The organism is uncultured Kordia sp. (assembly GCF_947496985.1).
Lineage (GTDB): Bacteria > Bacteroidota > Bacteroidia > Flavobacteriales > Flavobacteriaceae > Kordia.
Genome location: NZ_CANMEZ010000003.1, coordinates 340,037 through 365,922 on the forward strand (window position 1 = coordinate 340,037; position 25,886 = coordinate 365,922).

27 protein-coding genes are annotated in these 25,886 nt (G+C 31.8%); 19 read left to right on the top strand and 8 right to left on the bottom strand.

Annotated elements, in window-relative coordinates; genetic code table 11:
* On the bottom strand, positions 1 to 507 hold the full coding sequence (locus Q0828_RS09880; RefSeq protein ID WP_298420099.1) for a DUF4199 domain-containing protein: 507 nt from the start codon (positions 505 to 507) through the stop codon (positions 1 to 3).
* Positions 508 to 654: 147 nt separating this feature from the next.
* Between Q0828_RS09880 and Q0828_RS09885 the strand changes: the two genes are divergently transcribed.
* From Q0828_RS09885 to Q0828_RS09895, 3 genes are all read left to right on the top strand, one after another.
* The gene (locus Q0828_RS09885) at positions 655 to 906 is read left to right on the top strand and encodes a type B 50S ribosomal protein L31 (protein ID WP_298420101.1); all 252 of its coding nucleotides are present in this window, start codon (positions 655 to 657) and stop codon (positions 904 to 906) included.
* 132 nt (positions 907 to 1,038) lie between these two features.
* Positions 1,039 to 2,214 carry a GlmU family protein gene (locus Q0828_RS09890; RefSeq protein WP_298420103.1) on the top strand — a complete coding sequence of 392 codons (1,176 nt, stop codon included), beginning with the start codon at positions 1,039 to 1,041 and terminating at the stop codon, positions 2,212 to 2,214.
* Between the two features lie 13 nt (positions 2,215 to 2,227).
* Positions 2,228 to 2,656, top strand: coding sequence for a hypothetical protein (locus Q0828_RS09895; RefSeq protein ID WP_298420105.1), 429 nt, complete (start codon positions 2,228 to 2,230; stop codon positions 2,654 to 2,656).
* A gap of 75 nt (positions 2,657 to 2,731) precedes the next feature.
* Here the strand turns inward: Q0828_RS09895 and Q0828_RS09900 are convergent, their stop codons facing one another.
* From Q0828_RS09900 to Q0828_RS09915, 4 genes are all read right to left on the bottom strand, one after another.
* Entirely contained in the window at positions 2,732 to 3,049 is a 318-nt protein-coding gene (locus tag Q0828_RS09900) for a hypothetical protein (RefSeq protein WP_298420107.1), read from the bottom strand.
* Positions 3,050 to 3,166: 117 nt separating this feature from the next.
* On the bottom strand, positions 3,167 to 3,466 hold the full coding sequence (locus tag Q0828_RS09905) for a hypothetical protein (RefSeq protein WP_298420109.1): 300 nt from the start codon (positions 3,464 to 3,466) through the stop codon (positions 3,167 to 3,169).
* A gap of 48 nt (positions 3,467 to 3,514) precedes the next feature.
* Complete coding sequence (locus Q0828_RS09910) at positions 3,515 to 3,820, bottom strand: hypothetical protein (RefSeq protein ID WP_298420111.1); 306 nt, start codon at positions 3,818 to 3,820, stop codon at positions 3,515 to 3,517.
* Between the two features lie 18 nt (positions 3,821 to 3,838).
* Complete coding sequence (locus Q0828_RS09915; RefSeq protein ID WP_298420113.1) at positions 3,839 to 4,117, bottom strand: hypothetical protein; 279 nt, start codon at positions 4,115 to 4,117, stop codon at positions 3,839 to 3,841.
* Positions 4,118 to 4,356: 239 nt separating this feature from the next.
* On the opposite strand from Q0828_RS09915, the gene Q0828_RS09920 reads away from it, so the two are divergent.
* Positions 4,357 to 4,875, top strand: coding sequence for a hypothetical protein (locus Q0828_RS09920; RefSeq protein ID WP_298420115.1), 519 nt, complete (start codon positions 4,357 to 4,359; stop codon positions 4,873 to 4,875).
* 24 nt (positions 4,876 to 4,899) lie between these two features.
* On the opposite strand, the gene Q0828_RS09925 is transcribed toward Q0828_RS09920, so the two are convergent.
* Positions 4,900 to 6,531: an ABC transporter substrate-binding protein gene (locus tag Q0828_RS09925; protein WP_298420117.1), complete on the bottom strand. Its 1,632-nt coding sequence runs from the start codon at positions 6,529 to 6,531 to the stop codon at positions 4,900 to 4,902.
* A gap of 129 nt (positions 6,532 to 6,660) precedes the next feature.
* On the opposite strand from Q0828_RS09925, the gene mtaB reads away from it, so the two are divergent.
* Both mtaB and Q0828_RS09935 read left to right on the top strand, forming a co-directional pair.
* The gene (gene mtaB, locus Q0828_RS09930; RefSeq protein ID WP_298420119.1) at positions 6,661 to 7,998 is read left to right on the top strand and encodes a tRNA (N(6)-L-threonylcarbamoyladenosine(37)-C(2))-methylthiotransferase MtaB; all 1,338 of its coding nucleotides are present in this window, start codon (positions 6,661 to 6,663) and stop codon (positions 7,996 to 7,998) included.
* A 181-nt stretch (positions 7,999 to 8,179) separates the two neighbouring features.
* Complete coding sequence (locus Q0828_RS09935) at positions 8,180 to 9,079, top strand: DUF6438 domain-containing protein (protein ID WP_298420121.1); 900 nt, start codon at positions 8,180 to 8,182, stop codon at positions 9,077 to 9,079.
* A 58-nt stretch (positions 9,080 to 9,137) separates the two neighbouring features.
* On the opposite strand, the gene Q0828_RS09940 is transcribed toward Q0828_RS09935, so the two are convergent.
* Positions 9,138 to 9,434, bottom strand: coding sequence for a GNAT family N-acetyltransferase (locus tag Q0828_RS09940; RefSeq protein ID WP_298420123.1), 297 nt, complete (start codon positions 9,432 to 9,434; stop codon positions 9,138 to 9,140).
* Positions 9,435 to 9,548: 114 nt separating this feature from the next.
* Here Q0828_RS09940 and Q0828_RS09945 point away from each other — a divergent pair, with 114 nt between their 5' ends.
* From Q0828_RS09945 to Q0828_RS09990, 10 genes are all read left to right on the top strand, one after another.
* The gene (locus tag Q0828_RS09945) at positions 9,549 to 10,211 is read left to right on the top strand and encodes an alpha/beta hydrolase (protein ID WP_298420125.1); all 663 of its coding nucleotides are present in this window, start codon (positions 9,549 to 9,551) and stop codon (positions 10,209 to 10,211) included.
* Positions 10,212 to 10,636: 425 nt separating this feature from the next.
* Positions 10,637 to 11,602 (top strand): lytic transglycosylase domain-containing protein, encoded by a 966-nt coding sequence (locus tag Q0828_RS09950; RefSeq protein ID WP_298420127.1) that lies wholly within the window; start codon positions 10,637 to 10,639, stop codon positions 11,600 to 11,602.
* A 168-nt stretch (positions 11,603 to 11,770) separates the two neighbouring features.
* Positions 11,771 to 12,412 carry a hypothetical protein gene (locus Q0828_RS09955; protein WP_298420129.1) on the top strand — a complete coding sequence of 214 codons (642 nt, stop codon included), beginning with the start codon at positions 11,771 to 11,773 and terminating at the stop codon, positions 12,410 to 12,412.
* Positions 12,413 to 12,416: 4 nt separating this feature from the next.
* Positions 12,417 to 13,550 (top strand): AAA family ATPase, encoded by a 1,134-nt coding sequence (locus Q0828_RS09960; protein ID WP_298420131.1) that lies wholly within the window; start codon positions 12,417 to 12,419, stop codon positions 13,548 to 13,550.
* Positions 13,523 to 14,248 (top strand): hypothetical protein, encoded by a 726-nt coding sequence (locus tag Q0828_RS09965; RefSeq protein WP_298420133.1) that lies wholly within the window; start codon positions 13,523 to 13,525, stop codon positions 14,246 to 14,248. Before Q0828_RS09960 ends, Q0828_RS09965 begins: the two co-directional genes overlap by 28 nt.
* Before the next feature lies 1 nt (position 14,249).
* Positions 14,250 to 16,628, top strand: a complete 2,379-nt coding sequence (locus Q0828_RS09970) for a hypothetical protein (RefSeq protein ID WP_298420135.1) — start codon at positions 14,250 to 14,252, stop codon at positions 16,626 to 16,628.
* On the top strand, positions 16,625 to 18,028 hold the full coding sequence (locus tag Q0828_RS09975; protein ID WP_298420137.1) for a hypothetical protein: 1,404 nt from the start codon (positions 16,625 to 16,627) through the stop codon (positions 18,026 to 18,028). Before Q0828_RS09970 ends, Q0828_RS09975 begins: the two co-directional genes overlap by 4 nt.
* Entirely contained in the window at positions 18,009 to 19,010 is a 1,002-nt protein-coding gene (locus Q0828_RS09980; RefSeq protein WP_298420139.1) for a hypothetical protein, read from the top strand. Before Q0828_RS09975 ends, Q0828_RS09980 begins: the two co-directional genes overlap by 20 nt.
* Positions 19,011 to 19,071: 61 nt before the next feature.
* Positions 19,072 to 20,037 carry a YCF48-related protein gene (locus Q0828_RS09985; RefSeq protein WP_298420141.1) on the top strand — a complete coding sequence of 322 codons (966 nt, stop codon included), beginning with the start codon at positions 19,072 to 19,074 and terminating at the stop codon, positions 20,035 to 20,037.
* Positions 20,038 to 20,170: 133 nt separating this feature from the next.
* On the top strand, positions 20,171 to 20,374 hold the full coding sequence (locus tag Q0828_RS09990) for a class I lanthipeptide (RefSeq protein ID WP_298420143.1): 204 nt from the start codon (positions 20,171 to 20,173) through the stop codon (positions 20,372 to 20,374).
* A gap of 124 nt (positions 20,375 to 20,498) precedes the next feature.
* Here Q0828_RS09990 and Q0828_RS09995 read toward each other — a convergent pair whose 3' ends face one another.
* Positions 20,499 to 21,065 (bottom strand): DUF2892 domain-containing protein, encoded by a 567-nt coding sequence (locus Q0828_RS09995; protein WP_298420145.1) that lies wholly within the window; start codon positions 21,063 to 21,065, stop codon positions 20,499 to 20,501.
* Between the two features lie 169 nt (positions 21,066 to 21,234).
* Between Q0828_RS09995 and rpmH the strand changes: the two genes are divergently transcribed.
* The 3 genes from rpmH (at position 21,235) to rsgA (ending at position 25,785) form a co-directional block, all read left to right on the top strand.
* Positions 21,235 to 21,393 (top strand): 50S ribosomal protein L34, encoded by a 159-nt coding sequence (rpmH, locus tag Q0828_RS10000; RefSeq protein WP_083777297.1) that lies wholly within the window; start codon positions 21,235 to 21,237, stop codon positions 21,391 to 21,393.
* 104 nt (positions 21,394 to 21,497) lie between these two features.
* Complete coding sequence (carB, locus tag Q0828_RS10005) at positions 21,498 to 24,353, top strand: carbamoyl-phosphate synthase large subunit (RefSeq protein ID WP_298420148.1); 2,856 nt, start codon at positions 21,498 to 21,500, stop codon at positions 24,351 to 24,353.
* A 367-nt stretch (positions 24,354 to 24,720) separates the two neighbouring features.
* Positions 24,721 to 25,785 (top strand): ribosome small subunit-dependent GTPase A, encoded by a 1,065-nt coding sequence (rsgA, locus tag Q0828_RS10010; RefSeq protein WP_298420150.1) that lies wholly within the window; start codon positions 24,721 to 24,723, stop codon positions 25,783 to 25,785.
* Positions 25,786 to 25,886: the final 101 nt, after the last annotated feature.

The following is a 25,886-nucleotide window of genomic DNA, read 5'->3' on the forward strand; positions in this document are numbered from 1 at the left end:
TTAATTCTTAGGTTTTGAAAGTATTCCTGATTTAATGACCAATGAGGTAACCAAAGAAACAAAAAATCCTGTTAGTAAACCTTTAAACACATTTTCAACAAACATAGTGAATTTAAAATTTTCCTTTAAAGAAACCAATTTACTTTGTATTTCTGCATCAGTAAAATCACTATTTGCTTGTAAATCTGTTTCTGCGGCTACAGCTAACTTATCTACAAAATCAGGTTCAATAAAAGAAGCGTGAATAATAATGTAGATCCATATTAAGAACGTTCCTAGAAGAATTACACCAATACCTGCCTTTAAACCTCCTCTAATAGAAAACTCTTCATCTGTGCGACTTACTTTTACAATGGCTAATATGATAAATAACACCATAACCAAAAACATGGATAATGAATACACATTTGTAGGATCGGTATGAACATTTAGCGTATATTGCAAAACAAAGGAAGCAATGAGGATAATTCCTAGAGCAATTCCGTAATGTGATGTTTTTGAAAACATGAATAGGGTTTTTTTAAAGCAGACAACAAATATAGAAATTCAAGTTTAGAAAATGTCAAAATATTTTTATTTAAATGTTGCACATTCAGAAATAATAATTAAATTTGCACCTCGAAATTTGAGAAAGTCACAATAAAGATTACAAAGATGAAACAAGGTATACATCCAGAAAATTATAGAGTAGTAGCTTTTAAAGATATGTCTAACAACGATGTATTTCTTACAAAGTCTACTGTAGAAACTAAAGAAACTATTGAACATGAAGGAACTGAGTATCCTTTGTACAAATTAGAAATTTCAAGAACTTCACACCCATACTACACAGGTAAGTCTAAGTTAGTAGATACAGCTGGTCGTATTGATAAGTTCAAAAACAAATACTCGAAATTCAAGAAATAAGAATTTCGATCACAAATTAAAAAATGTCTTTCAGTTCGCTGTAAGACATTTTTTTTTTTTTTTTGAAAAATTAATAACAAAATCATAGCAATAGCCTAGCTTTTTTTACATTTACAAAAATTCAAGACACTCATGAACTATATTCTGTTTGATGGAACTGTTAGAAATGCACTATTGCCATTTACATATACGAAGCCTGTTGCCGATATTAGAGTAGGTATATTAACCATTAGAGAAAAGTGGGAATTATACCTTGGAAGTACTACTACAACTATTACAGAAGAATATCTTTCTGAAAAATATCCAATGGTAGAATTGGAAGAAAATGTAATGATTAACGCTTCTTTTTTACCAAATGCAGAATTGACAGCATTGATTAAAGGATTATCCGCTAAACAAGCTATTTTTTCTGGAGATGAAATTGTTGCTTTTCACGCTACTGACGAACAAGATGAGGTTGATTTTGATGCCTATGATGTTATTTCATACGAAGAAGATTGTTTACGAATAGAACATACTTGGGATATCTTTTCAAAAAATGCTAAAGCAATTCAAGCAGACTTTGATTTGGTTACAAAAGATAGAACGTCACAACCAATTCCTGCAACTGTAAATGTAATTGCTCCAGAAAATATTTTCATTGAAGAAGGCGCTACATTGAACTTTTGCACACTAAATGCAAGTTCAGGACCTATTTATGTAGGGAAGAATGCAGAAATAATGGAAGGAACTGTAGTTCGAGGAGCTTTGGCAATGTGTGAGAATTCTGTGTTGAAACTCTCCACAAAAATTTATGGAGCAACCACATTAGGGCCATTTTGTAAAGTAGGTGGAGAAGTTAATAACTCAGTGTTAATGGGGTATTCAAACAAAGGACACGATGGGTTTTTAGGAAATTCAGTCTTAGGCGAATGGTGTAATATTGGGGCTGATAGTAATAACTCAAACTTAAAAAATAATTATGCACCTGTGCGTTTGTGGAGTTATGAAACAGAAAATTTTGCAAAAACAGGATTGCAATTTTGTGGATTAATGATGGGAGATCACAGTAAATGTGGAATTAATACGATGTTTAATACAGGAACAGTTGTAGGTGTAAATGCAAACATATTCGGATCTGGGTTTCCAAGAAATTTTGTACCAAGCTATAGTTGGGGAGGCGCTAGCGGATTTACGACGTACTTAACTAAAAAAGCTTTTGAAGTTGCCAAAGTTGTAATGGCACGTAGAAAAGTTGAGTTTACAGCACAAGACGAAGCAATATTAACACACGTTTTTGAAGAAACTAAAAAATGGCGTAAAGAGTAATATTTAGAATACTATGTTAGAAATTATCATCATGATTGCCGTTGGAAGGCAATTTTACGAATTGGCGAAAAAATATGAGCAACAATTAGCATGGTTATATGCAATATTGGGCGTAGTTTCATACTATGGAGGCGCTTTTGTTGCAGGAATTATCATAGGAGTATATTCTGAATTTTCAGGATCATACATTCTCGATAATCTATCAGATATACAGCTTACGTTTATATTTTTACCAATCGGAATATTAGCATGTTGGGGATTCTATCAATTATTAAAAAAGAATTGGAAGAAGAAATTTGAAGAAATACAACGTTTAAAGCCAAAAATTTCTGATATTGGAAAACCTGAAAAAGAGGAAAAACCAACAGAAGATTTCTTAATAGGAAACAAAGACTTAGGCGATTTATCAAAGAAAAAAGATACTGATGATTGGCGTTTTTAATACATAACAATTATCTATAAAAGTGAAAGTCCGTTACGATAACAGTAACGGACTTTTTATATATGAAACTGATAATTACCAACCAAATTGAAATATGCTCGGTACTTCAGTAGAAAATTTATGAATAAATAAAACGTAATACATAAGTGATAATAAAACAGATCCTACTATGCTTAATACAGCAATTGTTTTACGTTTTGATTGTTGATGTTCGTCTTGAATGCGTTTTCTAATTTGTGTCAAAACTTGTGGACTTACTTTCGGAAACACATTTTTGATTCCATCATTTTTATAATAACGTTTAGCATGATCAAAAGGTGTTCTTTTGCTACGTCTATACTTTGTTCTAGCAATATCTCCAAATACTTCAAATGCCGATCCTGATCCCATCATAACTATATCCTTTTAAATTAAACATTTATTTATACTAAATAGGTGTCTGCAATACAGGAAATGTTACAATATTTTGAATAATAATTACTTAGAAGCGAATAAGTAAAAAACGATTAGTTAAAACTGAAATATAAGTGGGACTTCATTAGAAAACTTGTAGATAAACAAAAAGTAACACATTACAGAAATCAAAAGAATGCCAACTATAGTAAACACTAGGATTGTTTTACGATGTGCTAACCGTTGTTCAGCTTGGATACGTTTTCTAATTTTACGGAGCATGTATTCTGAAGCTTCATTATATTCGGCTGTAGAAGATTCTGTACCAATATAACGTTCTACACGCTCAAGTTTATCAATACGTTTGCGTCTATTATTTCGAATGACGTTATTTGCGTGTGATGAAAATCCAGACATATATGTTTGTTTTAATGGTTAATATTCGAATGTTATTTGATAATGATTTTATTCAAAAATTGAAATTGACATAAGGTCAGAATCAAATGATTTAAAAAACATGAAATAGCAAAAAACTAATGTTAGTAATACACCAAAAATAATTCCTGCTTTTATGTTTCGCTGTCTTCGTTTTTTTTCTTGCTCTTGAATCTTCAATCTAATATCTTTCAATATACCTTCTGAAGCTGTTTCATACTCAGCTTTTTCTGTAGTAGTTTTAAGATATAATTTTCGTTGATCTTGTCGATGTTCTAATCTGCGTTTACTATTACTAAACGCAACTGTAGAAGCTGATTTTACAATAACGGGCATAACTTTATAGATTAAGTGTTAGCGTATCCAAAAATTTACAATTCCATATAAAAGCCCAATGGATGCAGGAATTGCCAATATAAATGAGATAATAAGTTTGTCACGTTCTTTGCGTTCCTGTTTTTTTATTTTTTCGCGAATAGCATTTAGTTGTATTTCCGAAACTTTTGGAAACGTTTTTTTTATACCTTCATCTTTGTAATAATGTTGATTTTTATCAAAAGGCGTTCTTTTATTGCGTCTTTTTTTAGTTCTTTCTAAATCGCCATGTACATAAAACCCTGCTCCTGATCCCATAATTCTTATTTTTAAATGAAACGTATACAATATCTGTATCGGAAAAAATAAAAATGTTACAAGCAGGAAAAGTAATTGACTATTTTTAAATATATTAAAGTTCGTTGATTATCAGTAAATAATGATGTTGTGATAAAGTTTGATTTATGTGAAATTGTAAATAAAAACAATAGTTTTAATAGTATTTAGTTTAAATTAGTTTCATCAAAAATTTAAACCATATAACGCTTCATTCTAAATTGATTCAGATTCCTAAAATCATTAAAAGTAGATTGATATTCTTCTGGATTTCAAGTTTTGTACTTGCGTCTGCATTGTATTACACACTATGGTTGCTGACTCCGTATCACCATGTATTTGGTGCATTGTATCGTATGTTTCTATATCATTTTGCATTTCCGTTACAATACATTATGATTCCTTGTTTTTTCTATGGAATTTTTGCAACAGTATTCACAAATAGCTTCAGAAATAAAAACTGGATAGGACGTGTATTTATAACAATCATAATTATAATACTGACAATTCTATTAAGTTCTCCTTTTGGTGGAATGCTATGGCATTTTCATGATATGCAGGCTGGGTATTTTCCTAAAGATTGGGTATATAAAATGATTTACAAAGGATTCTCTTGGGGAATTCAAATTGGTTGGTATATAATTCTATTGTCCATTCCGTATAACATAATTTGCGCTATAGGTTGTTATTTCCTTACGGAAAAAGGAGTTGAATTATATGATAAAAAACAGAGCTGGTAATATTGTAAAAAACAAAAGGTAAACTTACTTATTTTTTCGAACACGTTTCAACTCTAATAAATTCAATGCATTAATACCTAAACCTTCCACGTTTTTTTGTGTAAATCGTACAACCTGATCATAATACAAAGGCACTAATGGCGCTTCCGAAATTAACAAAGAATCCATTTTTGTGTACAAGTTGGCGCGTTTAATAGCGTCAGTTTCTTTCAAAGCAGTTTCATACCATTCATCAAACTGTGGATTGATGAAATGTGTATAATTTGGTCCGTTTGGTGTGAAATTCTTACTATAAAAAAGCGATAAATAATTCTCAGCATCTGGATAATCGGCAATCCAACTGGCTCTAAAAATAGGTAACTCTCCTTTTGAACGTAATTCACGCAAAGTAGAAGCCGGAATCACGTTTACGCTAGCTTTCATACCAATTTTTTCAAGTTCTCGCTGAATATATTCGCAGAAATTCAAATACTGTCCGTTTGTCGTAATAGAAACTTCTGGCGACGCATTTCCGGTTTCTTCAATGTATTGATTAACTAAACGTTGCGCAAGCTCAGGTTCGTAATCAAACCCTTTAATACTTGCAAAACCAGGTAATCCTTTCGGGATAAAACCATGAATAGCTGGCGTTCCAATTCCACTTCGTAAATAGGTGATCATTTTCTGTCGATCAAAACTATAATTCATTGCTTTTCGAAGCAAATGATGACTGGAAACATTAGTACTATCGCCAATAAAAATCCCTAAATATTCAGTGTTTAAATACGGTCCGGAAATCATATTAATTGTTGGTGAATACGTATTTCGTAACTGACCAGAAGCATCTAAAATCTCATCCTGATAGGATGGATCAAGCGAATTTAAAAAATCTATATTTCCTTGTGCAAACTGCAAAAATTCACTTTGCTTATCTGGTAAAAAAGTAATCGCAACCGCTTCTAAGTAAGGCAAGTTATTTCCTGAAGTGTCTTTCTCAAAATAATTAGGATTCTTACGCAACACTAATTTTGTGTTTTCTTCCCAAATCTTAAACTGAAAAGGACCAGTTCCTATCGGGTTTGCTCTAAAATCATTGCCATAATGTGCTACAATTTCTTTTGGAACAACAGAACAATATTTCATCGTTAGCAAGCTTAAAAAAGCCGGAAAAGGTTGTTTTAAGGTAATCGTAAATAATTCATTATTTAATGCTTTAAAACTTTCAACACTTTTAAAAATCCAACGCCCACTAGAAGCTACTTTGTCATCTAAAATTCGATTAAAACTGTACTCAAAATCGAATGCATTAACGGTTCGTGTGCTATTTTTTCCGAATAACTCATGTGTATGAAATTGTATATCGTTACGAATTACAAACGTATAGGTTAACGCATCATCAGAAATTGCCCAAGACTTTGCAATAGAAGGAACTACATTCAAATCGTTGTCCATTTCTACCAAACCATTAAACAATTGATGCACTGCCCAAATATTACGTTGATCTTTCGCAAAAGCAGGGTCTAACGAAGTAATATTTGCATGCTCATTATAACGAAAAACCAAATGATCTCTAGCGTCAGAATTGTTTTTCTGACATGAAAAAGAAATCAACAACAAACAAAGAATTGATATATAGCTGATTACCAATTTAAAATGTTGTATTGTTAATTTTATCATATGCTGAATTAATTGTAAATTTGCAGGCTTTTACCTTTTATAACTACTCAAATATAGTAGTGTTTAGAAGGTTTAAAAATACACAATATAAAATAGAAATCGCTACCGTTTTGGTAGAAAAGTACAGGAATGAACGATAGAAAAAAAGTCGCTTTTTATACGCTAGGTTGCAAACTGAATTTTTCAGAAACGTCTACAATTGCTCGAAATTTTCAAGATGAAGGCTTTGATAAGGTAGAATTTTCGGAACAAGCAGATATATATGTTATAAACACGTGTAGTGTAACAGAAAATGCTGATAAACGCTTTAAAACTATTGTAAAACAAGCACAAAAAGTAAATCCTGATGCGTTTGTTGCTGCGGTTGGTTGTTATGCGCAACTAAAACCAGAAGAGTTGGCAGCTGTTGATGGTGTTGATTTGGTGCTTGGCGCGACAGAAAAATTTAAGATTACTGATTATATAAATGATCTTTCTAAAAATGACTTCGGCGAAGTGCATTCTTGTGAAATAGAAGAAGCAGATTTCTATGTAGGAAGTTATTCTATTGGTGATCGTACACGTGCATTCTTAAAAGTACAAGATGGTTGTGATTATAAATGTACATACTGTACAATTCCATTAGCTAGAGGAATTTCACGTAGTGATACACTTGAAAATGTATTAAAAAACGCCAAAGAAATCTCTGAGAAAAACATCAAGGAAATTGTATTAACTGGTGTAAATATCGGCGATTACGGAAAAGGTGAATTTGGAAACAAAAAACACGAACACACATTCTTAGAGTTAGTTCAAGAACTTGATAAAGTCGAAGGTATTGAGCGTTTACGAATTTCTTCAATAGAGCCAAATCTGCTAAAAAATGAAACGATTGATTTCGTATCAAAAAGTAACACATTTGTTCCGCACTTTCATATTCCATTGCAAAGCGGTAGCAATACATTATTGCGTTTAATGCGTCGTCGTTACATGAGTGAGCTATACGTAGATCGTGTAGCAAACATCAAAGAAGTAATGCCGGATGCATGCATTGGCGTAGATGTAATTGTCGGATTCCCTGGAGAAACGGACGAATTATTTTTAGAAACTTATAATTTCTTAACGCAACTAAACATTTCATATTTACACGTATTTACGTATTCGGAACGTGAAAATACGGTCGCAGCCGAAATGGAAGGAGTTGTGTCACAAAATGTACGTAAAAAACGTAGTAAAATGTTACGTGGATTATCTGTGAAAAAACGAAGAGCATTTTATGAAAGTCAAATAGGAAATACAAAAACAGTCTTATTTGAAGGAGAAAATAAAGCTGGTTACATTCATGGTTTTACAGAAAACTATGTGAAAGTAAAAGCGCCTTGGAATCCAGAATTGGTCAATACTTTGCATGAAGTCATACTTACCAAAATTGATGACGACGGAATAGTACGTTTTGACTTTGTATATGAAACAGTAGCTTCAAGTTAAATTGCTATTCAAGCTTAAAAATTGATTACTCAGCATCATTAGTACTTTACTGATTTTAAAACTAAATTTTCATTATTTTGTCGAAGTTATCTTAAGTGTAATCGAAAGATTGGTACGATTCATGTAATTATTATCCTATAATTACGAATAGATACCTATATTTAACTATAAATAAGAAAACATGCGAACAACACTACTCTCTATATTAATCTTAACTTTAATAAGTTGTGATGCAACAACCAAGGAATTTATAGGAAGTTCATGGGTTGTTAGTGAATTGACCGAAAATAACACAGACATTCCTGTAACAAATGATGTTATTTTAACTATCAAAAGTAACACAGAATTTACATTAAAGCTCGATGCAAACAACTGTTTTGGAAGTTATACAATTTCAAATGATGGAAAAATAAAATTAAGCGATTTAGCTTGTACAGAAATATGTTGCGATTCTAAGTTTTCAATGGCTGTAGCCAGAGCTTTAAGTAAAGTATCTAAAATAAAATTAGATAAAGATCGTGCTACATTGTCAGGTGATAATGTACAAATCAAGTTTAAAAAGTATGAACTAACAGCTAGTAAAATAAAAATGATGAATGATGATGGTAAGAAGTTTGTAAAAGGAGAAAAATCAACATCAATTGATGGAATGGATATCGGAGTGATAACAAGGCAGGACAAAAACCAACAAAGTAATGTTGATTTGCCAAAGGGAGAATCAATCACGTTATACAAATCTCCATGTAAAGGAACCTGTGAAGAATTTACAATGATTATGTATGCAGATGGAACGGTTTATTACACTGGAAAATACAATGCTAAAATACAAGGTAAACGCATAGTAAAGTTAATGCCAAGTAAATCGGAATCATTATTCAGGCAATTTGAAGAAGCTAACTTTAAGAATTTTCAAGATAAATATGATGATGAACGTATCATGGACATTCAAAATACATACCTAACATACAAAGGGAAAAAAATAGAGATTCGTTACCAACCAAATGCACCAGAAAAATTAAAAATATTATTAGCAAAAGTTGAAGAAAGAGCGAAGGAAGTATTAGCGGAATTGAAAAAATAATATATTCAAAATAGTCTATTAAAAAAGGGAACTGATAAAGTTCCCTTTTTTAATTCAATTAGATTCGAACGCCAACTGGCAATAAATCTTTATATTCTTTGTGCTTTCGTAAAAAACTAGCAATCTTGGGACTAGTTGGTACAACTCTTAAGTTGCGATCTTGAATAGTGTCTAAAACGGTTCTAATAAAAGCATTCTTAAAATCTACTGTATCTAACGCTTCAGGTACAATTAATTTTGTTAAAAAAATCTTACGTTCTTGTAGTGAATACTCAATCTTAGCAATTCCGTTATCAGTTTTGTATTCGAATTGTCTTAAAAATTCGTTATCGTTGATAACAATTTCATTATCCATAGCAGTTTAATTTAAATTAATCTTTAAATGGTCTTTAGAAGAAAAAATCTTGGGTTAAGTTGCAAAGATACAAAATTTAGAGTAGATTTCCGAGTTTTTAGTAATACTATCTGTATGAAACCGAATAAAATACCTGTCTATTTCATGCCAGGAATGGCCGCGAATCCTTCAATATTTAAGTATATTCAGTTGCCAGAAGAAGAATATGAAATGTATTTTTTAGAGTGGTTTATTCCTGAAAAAGAAGAAACTTTAGCAGCATATGCATTGCGTATGACGCAAAAAATAGTACATGACAATATCATTTTAATAGGTGTTTCTTTCGGAGGAATCTTAGTGCAGGAAATGGCACGTCATATCAATATTCGAAAATTATTTGTGGTTTCTAGTGTAAAAACAATGTTTGAATTGCCTAGAAGAATAAAATTTGCTAAAAAAACTAAAATCTACAAACTCTTACCTACAAGTTTAGTTAATAGTCTTGATGTTGTACGTAAATATGCTTTTGGCGATTTGGCAACTAAACGACTAGATTTGTATGAAGAATACTTATCTGTTCGTGATAAATACTACTTAGATTGGTCTATTGATCAAATTGTGAATTGGGAACAAGCAGAAGCGTTGCCAAATACTGTGCATATTCATGGAGAAAAAGATGGTGTATTTCCTAAGCAATATCTTTCCAACTATATTGAAATCAAAGGCGGAACGCACATTATGATTATCAATAAATACAAATGGTTCAATGAAAATCTTCCTAGATTAATAAAAGAATAAAAATCTTCTATATTGAAAAATGTAGAAGTGGTAATTTTCATAAATAACGAGTGTATTAGATAAGTTTAAGTGTGAAGTCTAATTCAAATGTTTTCTTTTCCAAAGTGTATTAAAGCGTTCTTATTAAAAATTTTTGAAGCCTTGGAGATAATTTACGGTTTTAGATTTTTAGCTAAAAATGCCTCTGGAAATGTTTACATTCATAAACTAAAAGTACCTTTTCTTTTGTTGTGTTTTCTCTGGATAAATAAAGAAAATCAGAATTATAAGAAATCTGTTTAAAATAAAGAAACTATCTTCATAAAATAACTTAAATTATAAAACTGTTTACTATTTTTGTAGTAATCTACCCAACCTTTTTTTACAATCTCACCAAAAATAGTTAACTTAATAGTCGAGTAAGAAAATATTAAAAAAAGTATACAATGCGTAAAATTAAGAATGGATTTGCCTTTTTAGGATTAATATTCCTTGGAATATTATTAATGAATGCTGTACAACAAGACAAGGCATTAACTGCAGAAACAGAAAAAGAGACAATGGAAATGAAGTCTGTGACCAACCCTGAAGTGAAGGATGGAAACGATTATAATGTATATGCATTAGAAGTTCCTGCTATTTTAGATTTTGCAGGTGAAGAAGTTCCTTTGCATTTGCCAGATATTAAAGAGCGCATGGATCGTGAATTGTTAGTAAATACATACTGGCAATCAAATGGTTTATTACTCTTCAAACGTGCGAATAAATATTTTCCAATCATAGAGCCAATCCTAGAAGAATATGGTGTGCCAAACGATTTTAAATACTTAGCTGTTATTGAAAGTGGTTTACAAAACGTAACATCTCCTGCAGGGGCAAGAGGTTTTTGGCAAATAATGAAAACTACGGGAAGAGAAAACGGATTAGAAATCAATTCTAATGTTGACGAACGTTACCATTTAGAAAAAGCAACACATGTAGCATGTAAATACTTATTAGAAGCGAAAAAGAAGTTTGGAAACTGGACATCAGCAGCAGCAGCTTACAACGCAGGAAATGCAGGAATAGGGCGTCGTATGGAAAAACAACAGGTGGATTCATACTACGATTTATTATTAGGTCAAGAAACTGGTCGTTATTTATTTAGAGTAATTGCATTAAAAGAAATCTTTACCAATGCGAAAAAATACGGTTTCAATTTTGACGAAAAACATTTATACACACACATTCCAACATATAAAGTGGAAGTAGACACTGCAGTTACCAACTTTGCTAGTTTTGCAAAAGGATTCGGGATCAATTACAAAATTTTAAAAATTCACAATCCTTGGTTGCGCGAAAACAAATTGAACAATAAATCGAGAAAAAAATACAAAATTGCAATTCCTGAAAAAGGATATTACACAAAATAAAAACAATTTATACTATTTAATATAAAAGCTGTTTAGAAATCTCTAAACAGCTTTTTTTAGTTTTAATCTTTGGTTACTAGCAACTTCTATCGCTTACTATTGCTTCTTCCATATAATTTTCGTTCTTTTGAGTAATGTCTTCATAACGTTAGCATTTATCTTAAATTCTTGAATACAAAGAACAACATACTTCAAACCATCCATCATTTGCGCACTTCTGGGCAATTTGTGTTATACACAAACAAACCGAAAGTAAGTAACAGTGAATTGAATGATTTAGGTGATTTTTTAGAACAAGAATATGAAAATGAGGTGTTAAATTATCCGTGTGAAGCTCCAAAGTTTGATAGGGAAGCTGCCATTTGGGGCGCAAAAATGATCTATTTTGGAGCACAATTTTTAGCACATCGACACGAGGAACCAAAAGATTTAAATCAATACTTTGAAATGATAAAAGGTGAGCTTACGCCAAACAGTTGCCTTTCGGCAGATTTGTCACTGAGATTTTTGCCGTTTATCACCAAAGAATTAGAAGCTATTGACTTTGATGATTGGTTAGTGAAAATTTTAAAATCACACTTACAAAAATTTTCATATTCAGCTATCGGACAAGGATTTGATTTGGAAATCAATCAAGAAGAACTCACAAAACTCTTTCAAAACGAATGTTACAAAACACTCTTTATTGATCGAGTCATCGAAAAAAAAGACATCAGCCTTACAGAACACGCAATCATTCACGAAAACATCGCAATTCATTTAGGAGAACATAAAAATCACTTTTGGAGAGCGTTTGTTTCTGAAGTATAATATTATGAACGAAACGAAAAAATTACGAACCATTCTTGAAGAAATCAAAAACATATTCGTTGGAAAAGATGAAGTGATTGATTTACTTGGGATTGGATTGTTGGCAAGAGAAAACGTATTCCTATTAGGACCTCCTGGAACGGCAAAAAGTGCCATAGTAAAGCAACTATCAAGTCATGTAATTGGAGGAATTAACTTTGATTATCTATTAACTCGATTCACGGAACCAAACGAAATATTCGGTCCATTAGACATCCGTTTGCTAAAAGAAGGAGAACTAAAAACGAATACTGACGGAATGCTTCCAGAAGCTTCGTTGGTGTTTTTAGATGAAATATTTAATGCAAACTCTGCCATTCTGAATAGTTTATTAATGGCATTAAATGAAAAAATATTCAGAAGAGGAAAAGAGACGAAAAAATTACCAGCGTTAATGTTTATTAGCGCGAGTAACTTATTGCCAGAAGATGAAGCGCTAGCGGCATTATTAGATCGTTTTTTAATACGATTAAAAGTAGATAATGTAAAACCTGATCGTTTGGAAGAAGTATTGCAAGCTGGTTGGAAGTTAGAACGAAATGAAGAAACGGAGCGTACACTTATATCTCCCGAAGAAATTAAAGGGTTACAACACAAAGTAAAAGAAGTAGATTTATCATCCATCAGAAACTCTTATATTGAATTGATTCACAGTTTAAGAAACACAGGTATAGAAGTTTCTGATAGACGAGCCGTAAAAATGCAAAACTTAGTGGCGGCAAGCGCAATGTTATGCGATCGTACAGAAGCAATTCTTTCTGATTTATGGGTGTTAAAATATATTTGGAATACAGAAGAGCAAATAGAAACCTTACAAGGAACGGTAAATGCATTGATAGAAAAAGAAGAAACGGCGGAGCGTTCGCATCCACAAGCGTTTTTTAACAAAGCACCAAATCCAGAAGAGTTGATGAATGAAGTGTCCAACCTAAAACAAAAACTATCAAATGAAGGTTTGTCATTGCAAGAATTAAACGTTATCAAAGATAAACTTCGTTACTTGCAAAACCGTACAGATTGGATCAAAGAGCAACAGAAAAAACAATACATAAACAATGAAATAGATCAGTTGTGGAAAGACATCTTGCACAAGGCGTAACAGAATATTGGTTACGATTACCTTCAAAATACAAAGAAAAACTTTCACAAATTCGCGTGTGGAAAACACTGCGTATGGCAACTGATGAAAATGATGTTTGGGTTCGTGGAATTGAACCAAGTAAATTGCATAGTCCAGAAATACGTAGCATTCCATTCAAAAAAATATATTTTCAAAAAAACAATGCATTATTTCTCCTTGGCGGGAATTTACCAGAAGAACGACTCAAAACGTCATTACTTTGGTCACCAATAAACAAAGCATTGCCTGTAGAAATACCATCCTATAATTTCAATTATTTTGGTGTTAATGAAACCATTGATTTCAAATTGATTCTTTCTAGCGTAGAGCATGAATCAAAAGCATTATTAGTCGATTTTAAAATCTTAGATACATATATTCCAAAAGCGCCTGCAATTCGATTGCAATCCATAAAATGGACTATTGTCAATAAAAAAGCATTTCTTATAGGAACTCCTTTATTACCAATTCCTGGGAAAAGTTATTGGCTACATCAACATTTCTTGATTCCTACAGGATACGATTTTGAACATCCAGAGTTGAGTAATTTCTATCATAAAAATTTACAAACAACACAAGAAGAATATATTGTATTACAACCAAATAATACATATTATAAAATAACAACCGAGCAACTAAAACCTCTTACAATTAGCGGATACCGACTATCACAATAGCATGAATATTACACAACGAAAAGCTATATACTATTTTCAATCCTATACAGATTATTTCTGGCAATGGGAAACTGATTATATGTTTACTAGTGATGTTATTGAAAACGCGTATGACTATCATGGAGGTATTAATTGCATAAGTATTCCAGATGGAATCACAGTTGCGTACAAAGAACAAATTGAAGAAATACTGAAAGCAATTTCTTCTAATGATTTGCCTCCTTTTGGAGCATTAATATTAACTTTTTTAGCAACAAATTCTGGAGAAGTTTCAAAAGCAATTGACGAACAGTTTAAAAAGATTCAAAAAACATTTGAAGACGATTTATTATTCAAACATGTCTATTTTGAAGAAGCTCAACGTTTTTTAGAAACTCTAATAACACTTCCGAAAAAATATAAAAAAGGAAAAAACAGGATAGATTTATTTATCTTTTTATTTCAAAAAGTAAAGCATGGTTTATCTAACAAATATGCAGATGCAATTGTAAGCTGTATACAAAATAAAGCGTTTGAATTAAACCAATGTAGTAGGCAAACGGAAATTACAATGTCTGCACTAAGCAAAGATTTTAATTCCTTGGCTTTATTACACGAACGTTTTCCAACAGTAAACGCGTTATTAACTGCTTGGGAAAAAATACTTCCAGTTCCAGTAGATCCAGAAGATACTGAAATAGAAACCATAAGTGAACAACCAGATTTAATTCAACAGCTCATTGAAGATCCAAAGACGTTCTTTATGGGAAGTCTTATCAAACGAATATGGTCAGGAATTCAATTACCAATGCACTACGTGCATCCGGGAGAAATGCCGCTTGGAGGAATTTCAGATGTTACAAACAAAGGAAAGTTTGATAACTTGTTGACCTCAGAATTTGCCAATGATGATCTTATTTTTCTGCATAGAATTGCTAACAAGGAAGCTTTATTTATACGTCGTGAAACAACACCAGAAGAAGATTTACGCACACGTATCTTTTTAATAGATACAACCATAAAAAATTGGGGAACACCTAAAATACTATCATTTGCAACGGCTTTTGCTTTTATGCATCATCCCAAAAATGAAATGACCTTTCAGTCATATGCAATTGGTGAAAAATGTGCCAAACTAGCATTTGATGAAAAAATAGACATCATAGAAGGTTTACAAGTTACATCTCCCATATTAGATGCGTCAAGCGCGATTATACAATTCATTGACACCTGTGAAGAAGAAAACATAGAAGTTACCTTATTCACGTCTCCAAAAACCTTGGAGCATGCAGCAATGCAACGTATTTTTAACCTACATCATGATAAATTTGGTGGTGTAATAACAGCAGATACAGAAGGAAATATTGATGTGTATAAACTTAAAAATGGTGCCAAACGATTGGTAAAACACATTCAATTACCATTACAGGAATTATGGGCGCATCCACCAAATACACGAAGGAGAAAGCTTCTAAAGACACAAAAAGAAGCTCCAATTATTGAATATCCGTTGTTGTATGGTTATCCAAATGGTTATTTAACACATTTCTTTTCAGTCGATACAGGATATGTACTGCGAAAACGTGGCGCGGTGTATAGAATGAATGGATATGACAAAGGATTTGATCTTGTGAGAACAGATGTTCGTTTTGTGTCAGGTATGAAAAAACCACTGAATGCTACAATTTTTGATGATGAATTAATCACTATTTCTTGTAGTGCATCTGACAAAATAATTGTGAAAAGCGAATCTCAAACAAAGACGTTTACAGGAGATTATGATGTACAATACCGATCATCTATCAAAAACGCATTAGTACATCAAAACGAGTTGTATTTCATCACAAGAAAATATTACAGTGATGATCCAGTATATCTAAAAATAGATTTTAAACACAAATTTATTGACGAAATTACAACACCTTCTAGTGAATTAAAAAAAGATTATGATACATGTATAAGTAACTATTTCCCATATTTCCCAGGCTCTATATTCACTAAAATAAAATCAATTGCAGTTACTAATAGTTTAGAACTTATCTTTAATAACATACATAGATTGCATATTTCAGACGATTATTTATTATTTCAATTAAACAGAGAAGAAGAAGGGTATCTATCTAATGCAGAATACATTGATAGGACAGAATTCCGATTTTCTAATGGAAATAAAATTGCTATAGATAAAAAAGGAATGCTAACATTTTTAAGTTCAGATCCTGCGGTAAAAACATTTTACTTAGTTTCTTACATTGAAATAAGCTTGGCAATGGCAACTGATACAGAATTTGCTGGAAACGAATATTTCTTACCTGAAAATTCACAATTAAAGGTAATCAGTGTAAAAGAGTTCAAACGAAAACACATCGATCCATTCATTGACAATTGTATAATTATATGAAATTAGCGCTGAAATTTATCGATACTAATCCGTATCCACGTTGTGGGATTTTCATCAAGCATGCATCTCCCAAAGTATGGTTGCAGGAAGTGAAGCGCATGCATCTCAAGTTATCAGATTGTACAGCTTATGCATGTCCAAGTTTAGAAGCTAATGGTATTTCGGGTGTGTTATTAATTCTAAAAACGGCTCAAAAAAATATAGATATCGGTACTAACATAACGATACAAAAAGCATATAAAAATTTCTTTATTCCAGAAAATACAACATTAAATATGGCGTTAACGGATGAAGAATTTTCAAACCTACTAAATGGAACACCACATTTTTTTCATTATGAATTTGGCATGATAGAACTCAACGAAGAGTTAAATTGGTCAACAATCATACAAAATCCAGAAGAACAATTTCCAACGATAGCAATGCCCGCAAAAGGGGTTAAAATTCCTAAAAGAGTAACTTCATTTAGTATCGAAATTGAAGAAGAGGAAGCAGAAGAAGCATTCGAAAATCCTTTTGGAGAAAAAGAAGAAGATTCAGAAGATGTGCCTTTTGATATGAAAAAAGTATTGGAAGGAAACAATGCTGAGGTTGCTAAGTATTTAAGCTATTTAGAAAAAAATCCTGATGCTGCACTCAAAATGGCGATTCCATTAGATATGATGGGAACTTCAAGAGGAAAAGCATTTGCAAAATACAAATTTAAAAGTGGTTTTTTTGAATCATTAGGTTTTGGTGATTCGGACGATAGTGGAAAGAATTATTTACGAGTTGTACTCGCAGCTTTGGCAATAGTAGCTCTTTTTTGGATTGGATATGAAGTGTTATACGCTGTTAAAAAAGATACACCAGGAGTTGAGTATGTACATCCAAAATTTGAGGAAATTGAACCTACAAATGATACTGAGGTCACTTTTGAAGACGATGAAAACCTTACTGTAGATCTTTCGGAAACGAGTCATCAGCAAGAAGAACAAATAAAACCAAAACCAGAAAATAATATCATTCAAAATATATTATTAATCATAGCTATATTGGTATTATTACTTTTAATTCTGTATTTATTCATGTATCGAAAACAAAAGATACAAGCAAAGCCATTAGAAAAAAAACATTCTTGGTTAGATTTACCAGACGAAAGTGAATTTTTTAATATTGAAGATGAGGAAAATACAAAAAAGCAAAAAGGAAATTTCTATTTTGGAGGAAATGAAATAAGTGTTCAAAATAAAATAATCCTTACCATTATTATTGTAGGATTATTAATGTATCTTTTCTATCCAATTTTAAATCAAGATGGATTTCCTGCAGTTTTTGGTGTTATAGCTGCATTTATAGTATTACGTATGTTATATACATTACTAAATAGAAACAGAAAATTTGACGAAGAAGATGCGTAAAGAAAGTAGATTTGAAAGTAAACTTCTGTATTTCATCATCGTGTTGTTGATGTTGAAATTGTTATACGTCATATTTGATACAATTTTGAATGGAGATATTGGAAGTTTTTTTCTAGCGCTTTTTATTATTGTGATTTTATTTTTAGGCGTAGGATTGTTTATAGGTTCTATGTTTAAATCTTCTCAGGAATATAGTGGAGGAGGAGGCTCAACAACTGTTGGAGACACACAGTTTCAACAGTTAATGAATCGTTATGAAAAATTATGTGATGATTTCATTGAGAAAAAGCAATTCAAAAAAGCAGCGTATATTCAACTAAAACTACTTCGCAATCCATACAGAGCTGCCTATATTTTAGATGAAGGAAATTTGCACAACGATGCAGCATTAATCTATCTGAAAAAATGTAATGACAAGCAAAATGCGGCAGAATGTTATGAAAAAGCACGTTCGTACAAAAAAGCAATTAAACTGTTTAAAGAATTAGAAGAACACGAATCAGTTGGTGATATTTATACCAAAATAAAAGATACCAAAAATGCACATCACCATTACAGAATTGTAGCAGATGATTATACTAAAAATGATCAATATGTAAAAGCAGCGTTACTATATCGTAAAAAAATGGACGATAAAGATTCAGCGAGTAAACTGCTAGTCAAGGGTTGGCGAGAAAACAAAGATGCGATTAATTGTTTAAACAATCACTTAGTACATTTTGACAGTAGAAAAGCACTCGAAAAAGAAATTGATACTTTCTACAAAAACGAAGTGCATCTAGGAAACAATCTTAATTTTCTAAAAGTTTTAAAAACGGAATTCAAAAAAGATATCGCACCAAAACAAAACATTCAAAATATTGCTTATGAGTTGGTATCTAGGCATAATCAAAACTCAGAAATTTTGGCAAACCTACATTATTTCGTACAAGAGGATTCGCAAATTGTCTCAGATGTCATTCGTCATCGTATCAAAAAATAAAAAAATGTCACAAATGTAATTTTGAAATGTTATATAAGTATAAACGTTTAATATAGAGCGCATGAAAAATATCCTATACTTCTGTTTTCTTATTCTAATCTTTAGTTGTTCACAAGATGATTCATCCGAAACTGTAAGTCCGATGTTATGGAGTGAATTAAACAGTCCTACATCAAAAGGACTTTCAGATATAAAATTCATCAATGAAAATTTTGGTGTTATCTGTGGTTCATTAAACGCATTATTTAAAACAGAAGATGGCGGAGAAACTTGGGAAGAATTAGATGTTGGGATTCCTACATCTTTAAATACTGTGTTTATTCTGAATGAAAACGAATTTCTTACTTCAAGAGTTGGCTTACATAAAACAACCGATGGAGGAATAACATTTAACGAAATAGGTGGTTTAGAGAATTATTCTAATACTATTTTCCATATTCATTTCTTTACAGAACAGAATGGAATCATTGTAAAAGGTGGAACTGTGCTCAAAACTAATGATGGTGGTGCAAATTGGGTTGTAGCATATTCAAATACTCAATATGCTTCTGAATTAGTAGTAACAACAAATGAAACTATATATCTTGCAGGTGGCACTACCTATGACAATGTGAGTTTAGGATCACTTTATAAATCTACGGATAATGGTATAAATTGGCAACAATTAGAATTACCAGAGTCTATACGAAACGTAGAAATATCTGCTACTGAATTTGTCAATGAAAATTATGGGTTCATAGGAATGTTTGATCGTAATATTTATAAAACAACTGACGGCGGAGCAAGCTGGGCACATATAGCCAGTGGTTTTACAGATGGTTTTGCAGACATACATTTTATAAATGAACAAGAAGGCTATTTATTAAGTCGAAATAAAATATATAAAACTATAAATGGTGGTGTGTCATGGAATCTTGAGTACGAGCATGAAGATATAAACATATACCTACGCTCAATAACTTCTACTTCTAACGGGAAACTATATGCTGTTGGGAAGAATGGTTTAATACTTAAAAGAGACGAATAATAGCATCAAGAAATAATTAAAATATTTTTCTAAAAACAGATTGGTCGTTATTTATAAATAGCGACAAGCTTCCTTTTTTAAACTTTAAAATCATAATTAGATTTGAAAATACACAAATCAATATCAAATAATTATGAAAAAAAAGAACCTTAAAGGATTATCCTTAAATAAGAAATCAGTTTCAAACTTAAATGCAGAAAATATAGCAGGAGGTGGATTCACTGCTGGTTGTACAGATGGCTGTACACCTTTCCAAACACAATGGAATTGCACGCGTATAGGAGGAAACTGTACAGCAGATTGTGACAATGGAAATTCAAATCTTTGCCCAATATAATAACCAATCAATATGTTTTAAATTGTTTTCAGTAAATGATGTCATAACAATAACTGAAGCAAATTTTTGGTAAAAAAAAGCGACTTATTAATAAGTCGCTTTTCTAATTCTATTCTTTTTCATATTATCGTCTTCGCATATTTTGGCGATTGCCATAATGTTGTTTAGGAGCGTTTGAAGCGCGTTTCATCTGCTGTTCCATCATCTTTATTTGCTCAGTTAGCATTCCTCGCTTATCAAGTGTCTTAGCTTCTTTCATTAAACTTTTAGCTTCAACCTTTCTATTTTTTTGAGATGCAATACCAGCTAAGGTCATTTTTACCATTGCCATATCATGATCCATACTCAAACCAAGTTTCTCTGCTTTACGCAAATACTTTTCTGCTTGTGTTAAATTATTTTGAGAGGCCATAATTCCATGTAAATAATTATAATATCCTAGTTGCTTCTTTGTCAAAGCAGTTTCAGGATTTTTAATTTTAGATAACAAGCGTTTTGTACCATCAAAATCTTGTTTACGAAGTTTTAAAAATGATAATAAAATAAACTCATTCTTAAAATATAGTAACACAAAGATCGCAGCTAATAGAATCAGGAAAATTCCATTACCTATATAGCTTTCATAAAACTGATAAATTGCGAAGGCAAAAATTGCTGCCGCTATAATTAATTTGATATTTTTGTTGAACATAAAACAGTATATATTAATCGAGTTTGCAAATGTATAAAAAACAATCGAAAATATTTTTTAAAATCTGTTTGTGAAAGTAAAAACTCTTTGTATATTTGCGCCGCACTTTTAGAAAGGAATCTCGCGTGCAATTACAATTATTTTCAAGAGAATTAAAGATATTTAAATAATGAAAAGAACATTTCAACCATCGAAAAGAAAAAGAAGAAACAAGCACGGTTTCAGAGAAAGAATGGCTTCTGTAAACGGTAGAAAAGTGCTAGCTCGTAGAAGAGCAAAAGGAAGAAAGAAAATTTCTGTGTCATCTGAATTAAGACATAAGAAATAATGATATAGATAGTATATAGATAAGGTGTTGTTTTTTTTAAGCAACACCTTTTTTGTACCCAAACGTTTTTTTATTTTTACGCAACACAACACACACACAAACTAATGCCAAAAAGAGAAGACTTAAAATCAATTTTAATTATCGGATCAGGACCAATTGTTATTGGTCAAGCTTGTGAATTTGACTACTCAGGATCGCAAGCATTACGTTCACTAAGAGAAGATGGAATCGAAACAATTCTTATCAACTCAAACCCAGCAACCATCATGACCGATCCTACAATGGCGGATCATGTATACCTAAAACCATTAACAACAAAATCTATTATTGAAGTTCTAAAAGAACATCCTCAAATTGATGCCGTTTTACCAACTATGGGAGGACAAACTGCATTAAACTTATGTATTGAAGCAGATGAAAAAGGAATTTGGGAAGATTTTGATATAAAACTTATTGGAGTTGATATTGATGCGATCAATATTACAGAAGACCGTGAAAAGTTTAGAGAGTTAATGGGGGAAATTGGTGTTGGAATGGCGCCACAAGCCACAGCAACATCATTCTTAAAAGGAAAAGAAATTGCACAAGAATTTGGTTTTCCATTAGTAATTAGAGCATCGTATACACTAGGAGGAGCAGGAGCTTCAATTGTATATGATCCAGAAGATTTTGACGAATTATTACGTCGCGGATTAGAAGCTTCACCTATTCATGAAGTAATGATCGATAAAGCGATGATGGGTTGGAAAGAATACGAATTAGAATTATTACGTGATAAAAATGACAACGTAGTAATTATCTGTTCTATTGAAAATATGGACCCAATGGGAATCCATACAGGAGATTCTATCACAGTAGCTCCAGCAATGACTTTATCAGATCGTACATATCAGAAAATGCGTGATATGTCTATCAAAATGATGCGTAGTATTGGTGACTTTGAAGGTGGATGTAATGTTCAGTTTGCTGTAAGTCCTGACGATAAAGAAGATATTATCGCTATTGAGATCAATCCACGTGTATCACGTTCTTCAGCATTGGCAAGTAAAGCAACAGGATATCCGATTGCAAAAATTGCTGCTAAATTGGCTATCGGATACTCGTTAGACGAATTAGACAATCAAATTACAAAATCAACATCAGCATTATTTGAACCAACACTAGATTACGTAATCGTAAAAATTCCACGTTGGAACTTTGATAAATTTGAAGGTTCAGATCGAGAATTAGGATTACAAATGAAAGCGGTAGGAGAAGTAATGGGAATTGGACGTTCATTCCAAGAAGCCCTACATAAAGCTACGCAATCACTTGAAATTAAGCGTAATGGTTTAGGAGCTGATGGGAAAGGATATAAAAATTACGATACAATTATCAGTAAGCTTAGACATGCTTCTTGGGATAGAGTATTTGTAATATATGATGCCATTCAGATGGGAATTCCACTGAGTAGAATTCACGAAATTACAAAAATTGACATGTGGTTCTTACGTCAATATGAAGAATTACACCAGTTAGAAAAAGAAATCGCTTCGCATAATAAAATTGATAGTATTTCAAGAGATTTATTATTAGAAGCTAAACAAAAAGGATTCGCAGATCGACAAATAGCACATATGTTAGGATGTTGGGAAAGTGAAGTATACAAAAAACGTGAAGACTTAGGAATTAAGCGTGTATACAAGTTAGTAGATACCTGTGCAGCAGAATTTACAGCAAAAACACCTTATTACTACTCTACGTTTGAAGCAGAAATTGAAACTGCTGATGGAAAACGTTTTGTACACAATGAAAGTGTAGTATCAGACAAAAAGAAAATAGTTGTATTAGGTTCTGGTCCAAATAGAATTGGACAAGGAATTGAATTTGATTACTGTTGTGTGCATGGTGTATTAGCTGCGGCTGAATGTGGATACGAAACTATCATGATCAACTGTAACCCAGAAACGGTTTCTACCGATTTCGATACGGCTGATAAATTATACTTCGAACCAGTTTTCTGGGAACACATTTACGACATCATTCAACATGAGAAACCAGAAGGTGTTATTGTTCAATTAGGAGGACAAACCGCGTTGAAATTGGCTGAAAAGCTAGATCGTCACGGAATCAAAATATTAGGAACAACTTATCAATCGTTAGATTTAGCGGAAGATAGAGGAAGTTTCTCTACATTATTAAAAGAAAACAATATTCCTTATCCAGAATTTGGAGTGGCTGAGAATGCTGATGAGGCCTTGGCTTTAGCAGATGAGTTAGACTTCCCAATCTTGGTTCGTCCGTCATATGTACTTGGAGGACAAGGAATGAAAATTGTGATTAACAAGCAAGAATTGGAAGAAACTGTAGTAGACTTACTGCGTAAAATTCCAAATAATAAATTGTTGCTAGATCATTATTTAGATGGAGCAATAGAAGCAGAAGCGGATGCAATTTGTGACGGTGAAAATGTATACATCATTGGAATTATGGAACATATTGAGCCTTGCGGAATTCACTCTGGAGATTCAAACGCAACCTTGCCACCATTCAACTTAGGTGAGTTTGTGATGCAACAAATCAAAGATCATACAAAAAAGATTGCTTTAGCATTAAACACTGTCGGATTAATTAACATTCAGTTTGCTATCAAAGACGATATGGTATACATCATTGAAGCCAATCCAAGAGCTTCTCGTACGGTTCCTTTCATCGCGAAAGCGTACAAAGAGCCATATGTAAACTATGCGACAAAAGTAATGTTAGGAGAGAAGAAGGTGACGGACTTCAATTTTAATCCGCAATTAGAAGGATATGCCATCAAACAACCAGTATTCTCATTCAACAAATTCCCGAATGTAAATAAACGCTTAGGACCAGAAATGAAGAGTACAGGAGAAAGCATCTTATTCATAGATAGCTTAAAAGATGACGAATTCTATAACTTATATTCAAGAAGAAAAATGTATTTAAGTAAATAAGCTTACATTATTTTTTAAATAGAAAATGCTTCCAGAAGACTTATGTTTTTTGGAAGCATTTTTAATATATAGAATTATGAAGTAAAGAATGTATTTCTTAATTTTGCTATATTAATATTGTATAAAACATTTTATGTCTATAATATCATACTTGGATATTGTTAAATAAATAGTCAATTCTCTTATTGACTATCACTCCAACTCCAGATACGCATCTGGAGCTTCACTATTTTTTTAAATTTTAAAAACATCACATTGATTGTGATTAGTTTCTATATATGTAATTTTCTATATAGGACACTATCTCGCATATGTATCTCATACATTCAATGCAAATGGTCACAATCTTTTTAAAGACATATTAAACATGAAACTAAAAGATTTCGGATACAATGAAAACATTAAAAAATTAAGATCAGAAATGAATCTTGAAAACTTTGACATTGGCAGAGTGAGTGCTCAACATAAAAATAAGTACATTGTAAAAACAGAAAAGGGAGATATAGAAGCAGAAATTACGGGAAACTTAAGATATTCAGCAGATGATAGTGAAGACTACCCAGCTGTTGGCGATTGGGTTTTTCTAATGGTTTATGACACTTCTTTAGCATTGATATATAAGATAATACCAAGAAAATCTATTATTTCAAGAAAATCTGTTGGACAGTATGGAAAAAAGCAAGTGATAGCAACAAATATAGATTATGCTATAGTTTTACAAGCTGTTGATAATGATTTTAATATCAACCGAATAGAACGATATTTAACGCTTTGTTATTCATCTAATGTCCAACCAATTATTGTACTGAATAAAATTGATTTAATTGACAATACAAAGCTTGAAAAGTTAGTAAATTCAATTCGGGCAAGAATTAAAAAAGTGCCAATTGTTACTATCAGTACTAAAATAACAGGAGGAATTGAACCTCTGAAAAAATATTTAGAAAAAGGTACAACGTATTGTTTACTAGGCTCATCAGGAGTAGGGAAATCTACCTTGACGAATAATTTATTTGGAAAAGAAATGATGTTGACTAAAGAAATTCGACAACACGTAGAAAAAGGAAAACATACGACTACCCATAGAGAATTAATTGTAACAAATTATGGAATTCTGATAGATACGCCAGGTATGAAAGAAGTTGGAATTGTTGATTCTTCGGAAGGAATACATACTGCATTTGAAGATATTATTGTATTAGCAAAACAATGTAAATTTTCAAACTGTACACACACAAATGAAGTACATTGTGCAGTTTTAGAAGCAATTGATAATAATAGCTTGGATCAATCAATATATGATAACTATGTAAAGATTGAGAAGGAAAAAGTACACTTTGAATCCTCAATTGCTGAAAAAAGGAAAAAAGATAAAGATTTTGGCAAAATGGTAAAACAAATGAAGTATACTAAAAAAAGGACTAAATACTAAACCTAGTAAATTGATCCTTAATTATAAGTAGTAGTTAAAAATAAATTCCAGTTTGAAAACAAGATATATTCCTGTTTTTAACTGGAATTTTATATGTTGTA

Coding starts and splice junctions, on each gene's coding strand:
- Q0828_RS09880 (WP_298420099.1), bottom strand. CDS start 507: ATGTTTTCAAAAACATCACATTACGGAATTGCTCTAGGAATTATCCTC.
- Q0828_RS09885 (WP_298420101.1), top strand. CDS start 655: ATGAAACAAGGTATACATCCAGAAAATTATAGAGTAGTAGCTTTTAAA.
- Q0828_RS09890 (WP_298420103.1), top strand. CDS start 1,039: ATGAACTATATTCTGTTTGATGGAACTGTTAGAAATGCACTATTGCCA.
- Q0828_RS09895 (WP_298420105.1), top strand. CDS start 2,228: ATGTTAGAAATTATCATCATGATTGCCGTTGGAAGGCAATTTTACGAA.
- Q0828_RS09900 (WP_298420107.1), bottom strand. CDS start 3,049: ATGATGGGATCAGGATCGGCATTTGAAGTATTTGGAGATATTGCTAGA.
- Q0828_RS09905 (WP_298420109.1), bottom strand. CDS start 3,466: ATGTCTGGATTTTCATCACACGCAAATAACGTCATTCGAAATAATAGA.
- Q0828_RS09910 (WP_298420111.1), bottom strand. CDS start 3,820: ATGCCCGTTATTGTAAAATCAGCTTCTACAGTTGCGTTTAGTAATAGT.
- Q0828_RS09915 (WP_298420113.1), bottom strand. CDS start 4,117: ATGGGATCAGGAGCAGGGTTTTATGTACATGGCGATTTAGAAAGAACT.
- Q0828_RS09925 (WP_298420117.1), bottom strand. CDS start 6,531: ATGATAAAATTAACAATACAACATTTTAAATTGGTAATCAGCTATATA.
- mtaB (WP_298420119.1), top strand. CDS start 6,661: ATGAACGATAGAAAAAAAGTCGCTTTTTATACGCTAGGTTGCAAACTG.
- Q0828_RS09935 (WP_298420121.1), top strand. CDS start 8,180: ATGCGAACAACACTACTCTCTATATTAATCTTAACTTTAATAAGTTGT.
- Q0828_RS09940 (WP_298420123.1), bottom strand. CDS start 9,434: ATGGATAATGAAATTGTTATCAACGATAACGAATTTTTAAGACAATTC.
- Q0828_RS09945 (WP_298420125.1), top strand. CDS start 9,549: ATGAAACCGAATAAAATACCTGTCTATTTCATGCCAGGAATGGCCGCG.
- Q0828_RS09950 (WP_298420127.1), top strand. CDS start 10,637: ATGCGTAAAATTAAGAATGGATTTGCCTTTTTAGGATTAATATTCCTT.
- Q0828_RS09960 (WP_298420131.1), top strand. CDS start 12,417: ATGAACGAAACGAAAAAATTACGAACCATTCTTGAAGAAATCAAAAAC.
- Q0828_RS09970 (WP_298420135.1), top strand. CDS start 14,250: ATGAATATTACACAACGAAAAGCTATATACTATTTTCAATCCTATACA.
- Q0828_RS09975 (WP_298420137.1), top strand. CDS start 16,625: ATGAAATTAGCGCTGAAATTTATCGATACTAATCCGTATCCACGTTGT.
- Q0828_RS09985 (WP_298420141.1), top strand. CDS start 19,072: ATGAAAAATATCCTATACTTCTGTTTTCTTATTCTAATCTTTAGTTGT.
- Q0828_RS09990 (WP_298420143.1), top strand. CDS start 20,171: ATGAAAAAAAAGAACCTTAAAGGATTATCCTTAAATAAGAAATCAGTT.
- Q0828_RS09995 (WP_298420145.1), bottom strand. CDS start 21,065: ATGTTCAACAAAAATATCAAATTAATTATAGCGGCAGCAATTTTTGCC.
- rpmH (WP_083777297.1), top strand. CDS start 21,235: ATGAAAAGAACATTTCAACCATCGAAAAGAAAAAGAAGAAACAAGCAC.
- carB (WP_298420148.1), top strand. CDS start 21,498: ATGCCAAAAAGAGAAGACTTAAAATCAATTTTAATTATCGGATCAGGA.
- rsgA (WP_298420150.1), top strand. CDS start 24,721: ATGAAACTAAAAGATTTCGGATACAATGAAAACATTAAAAAATTAAGA.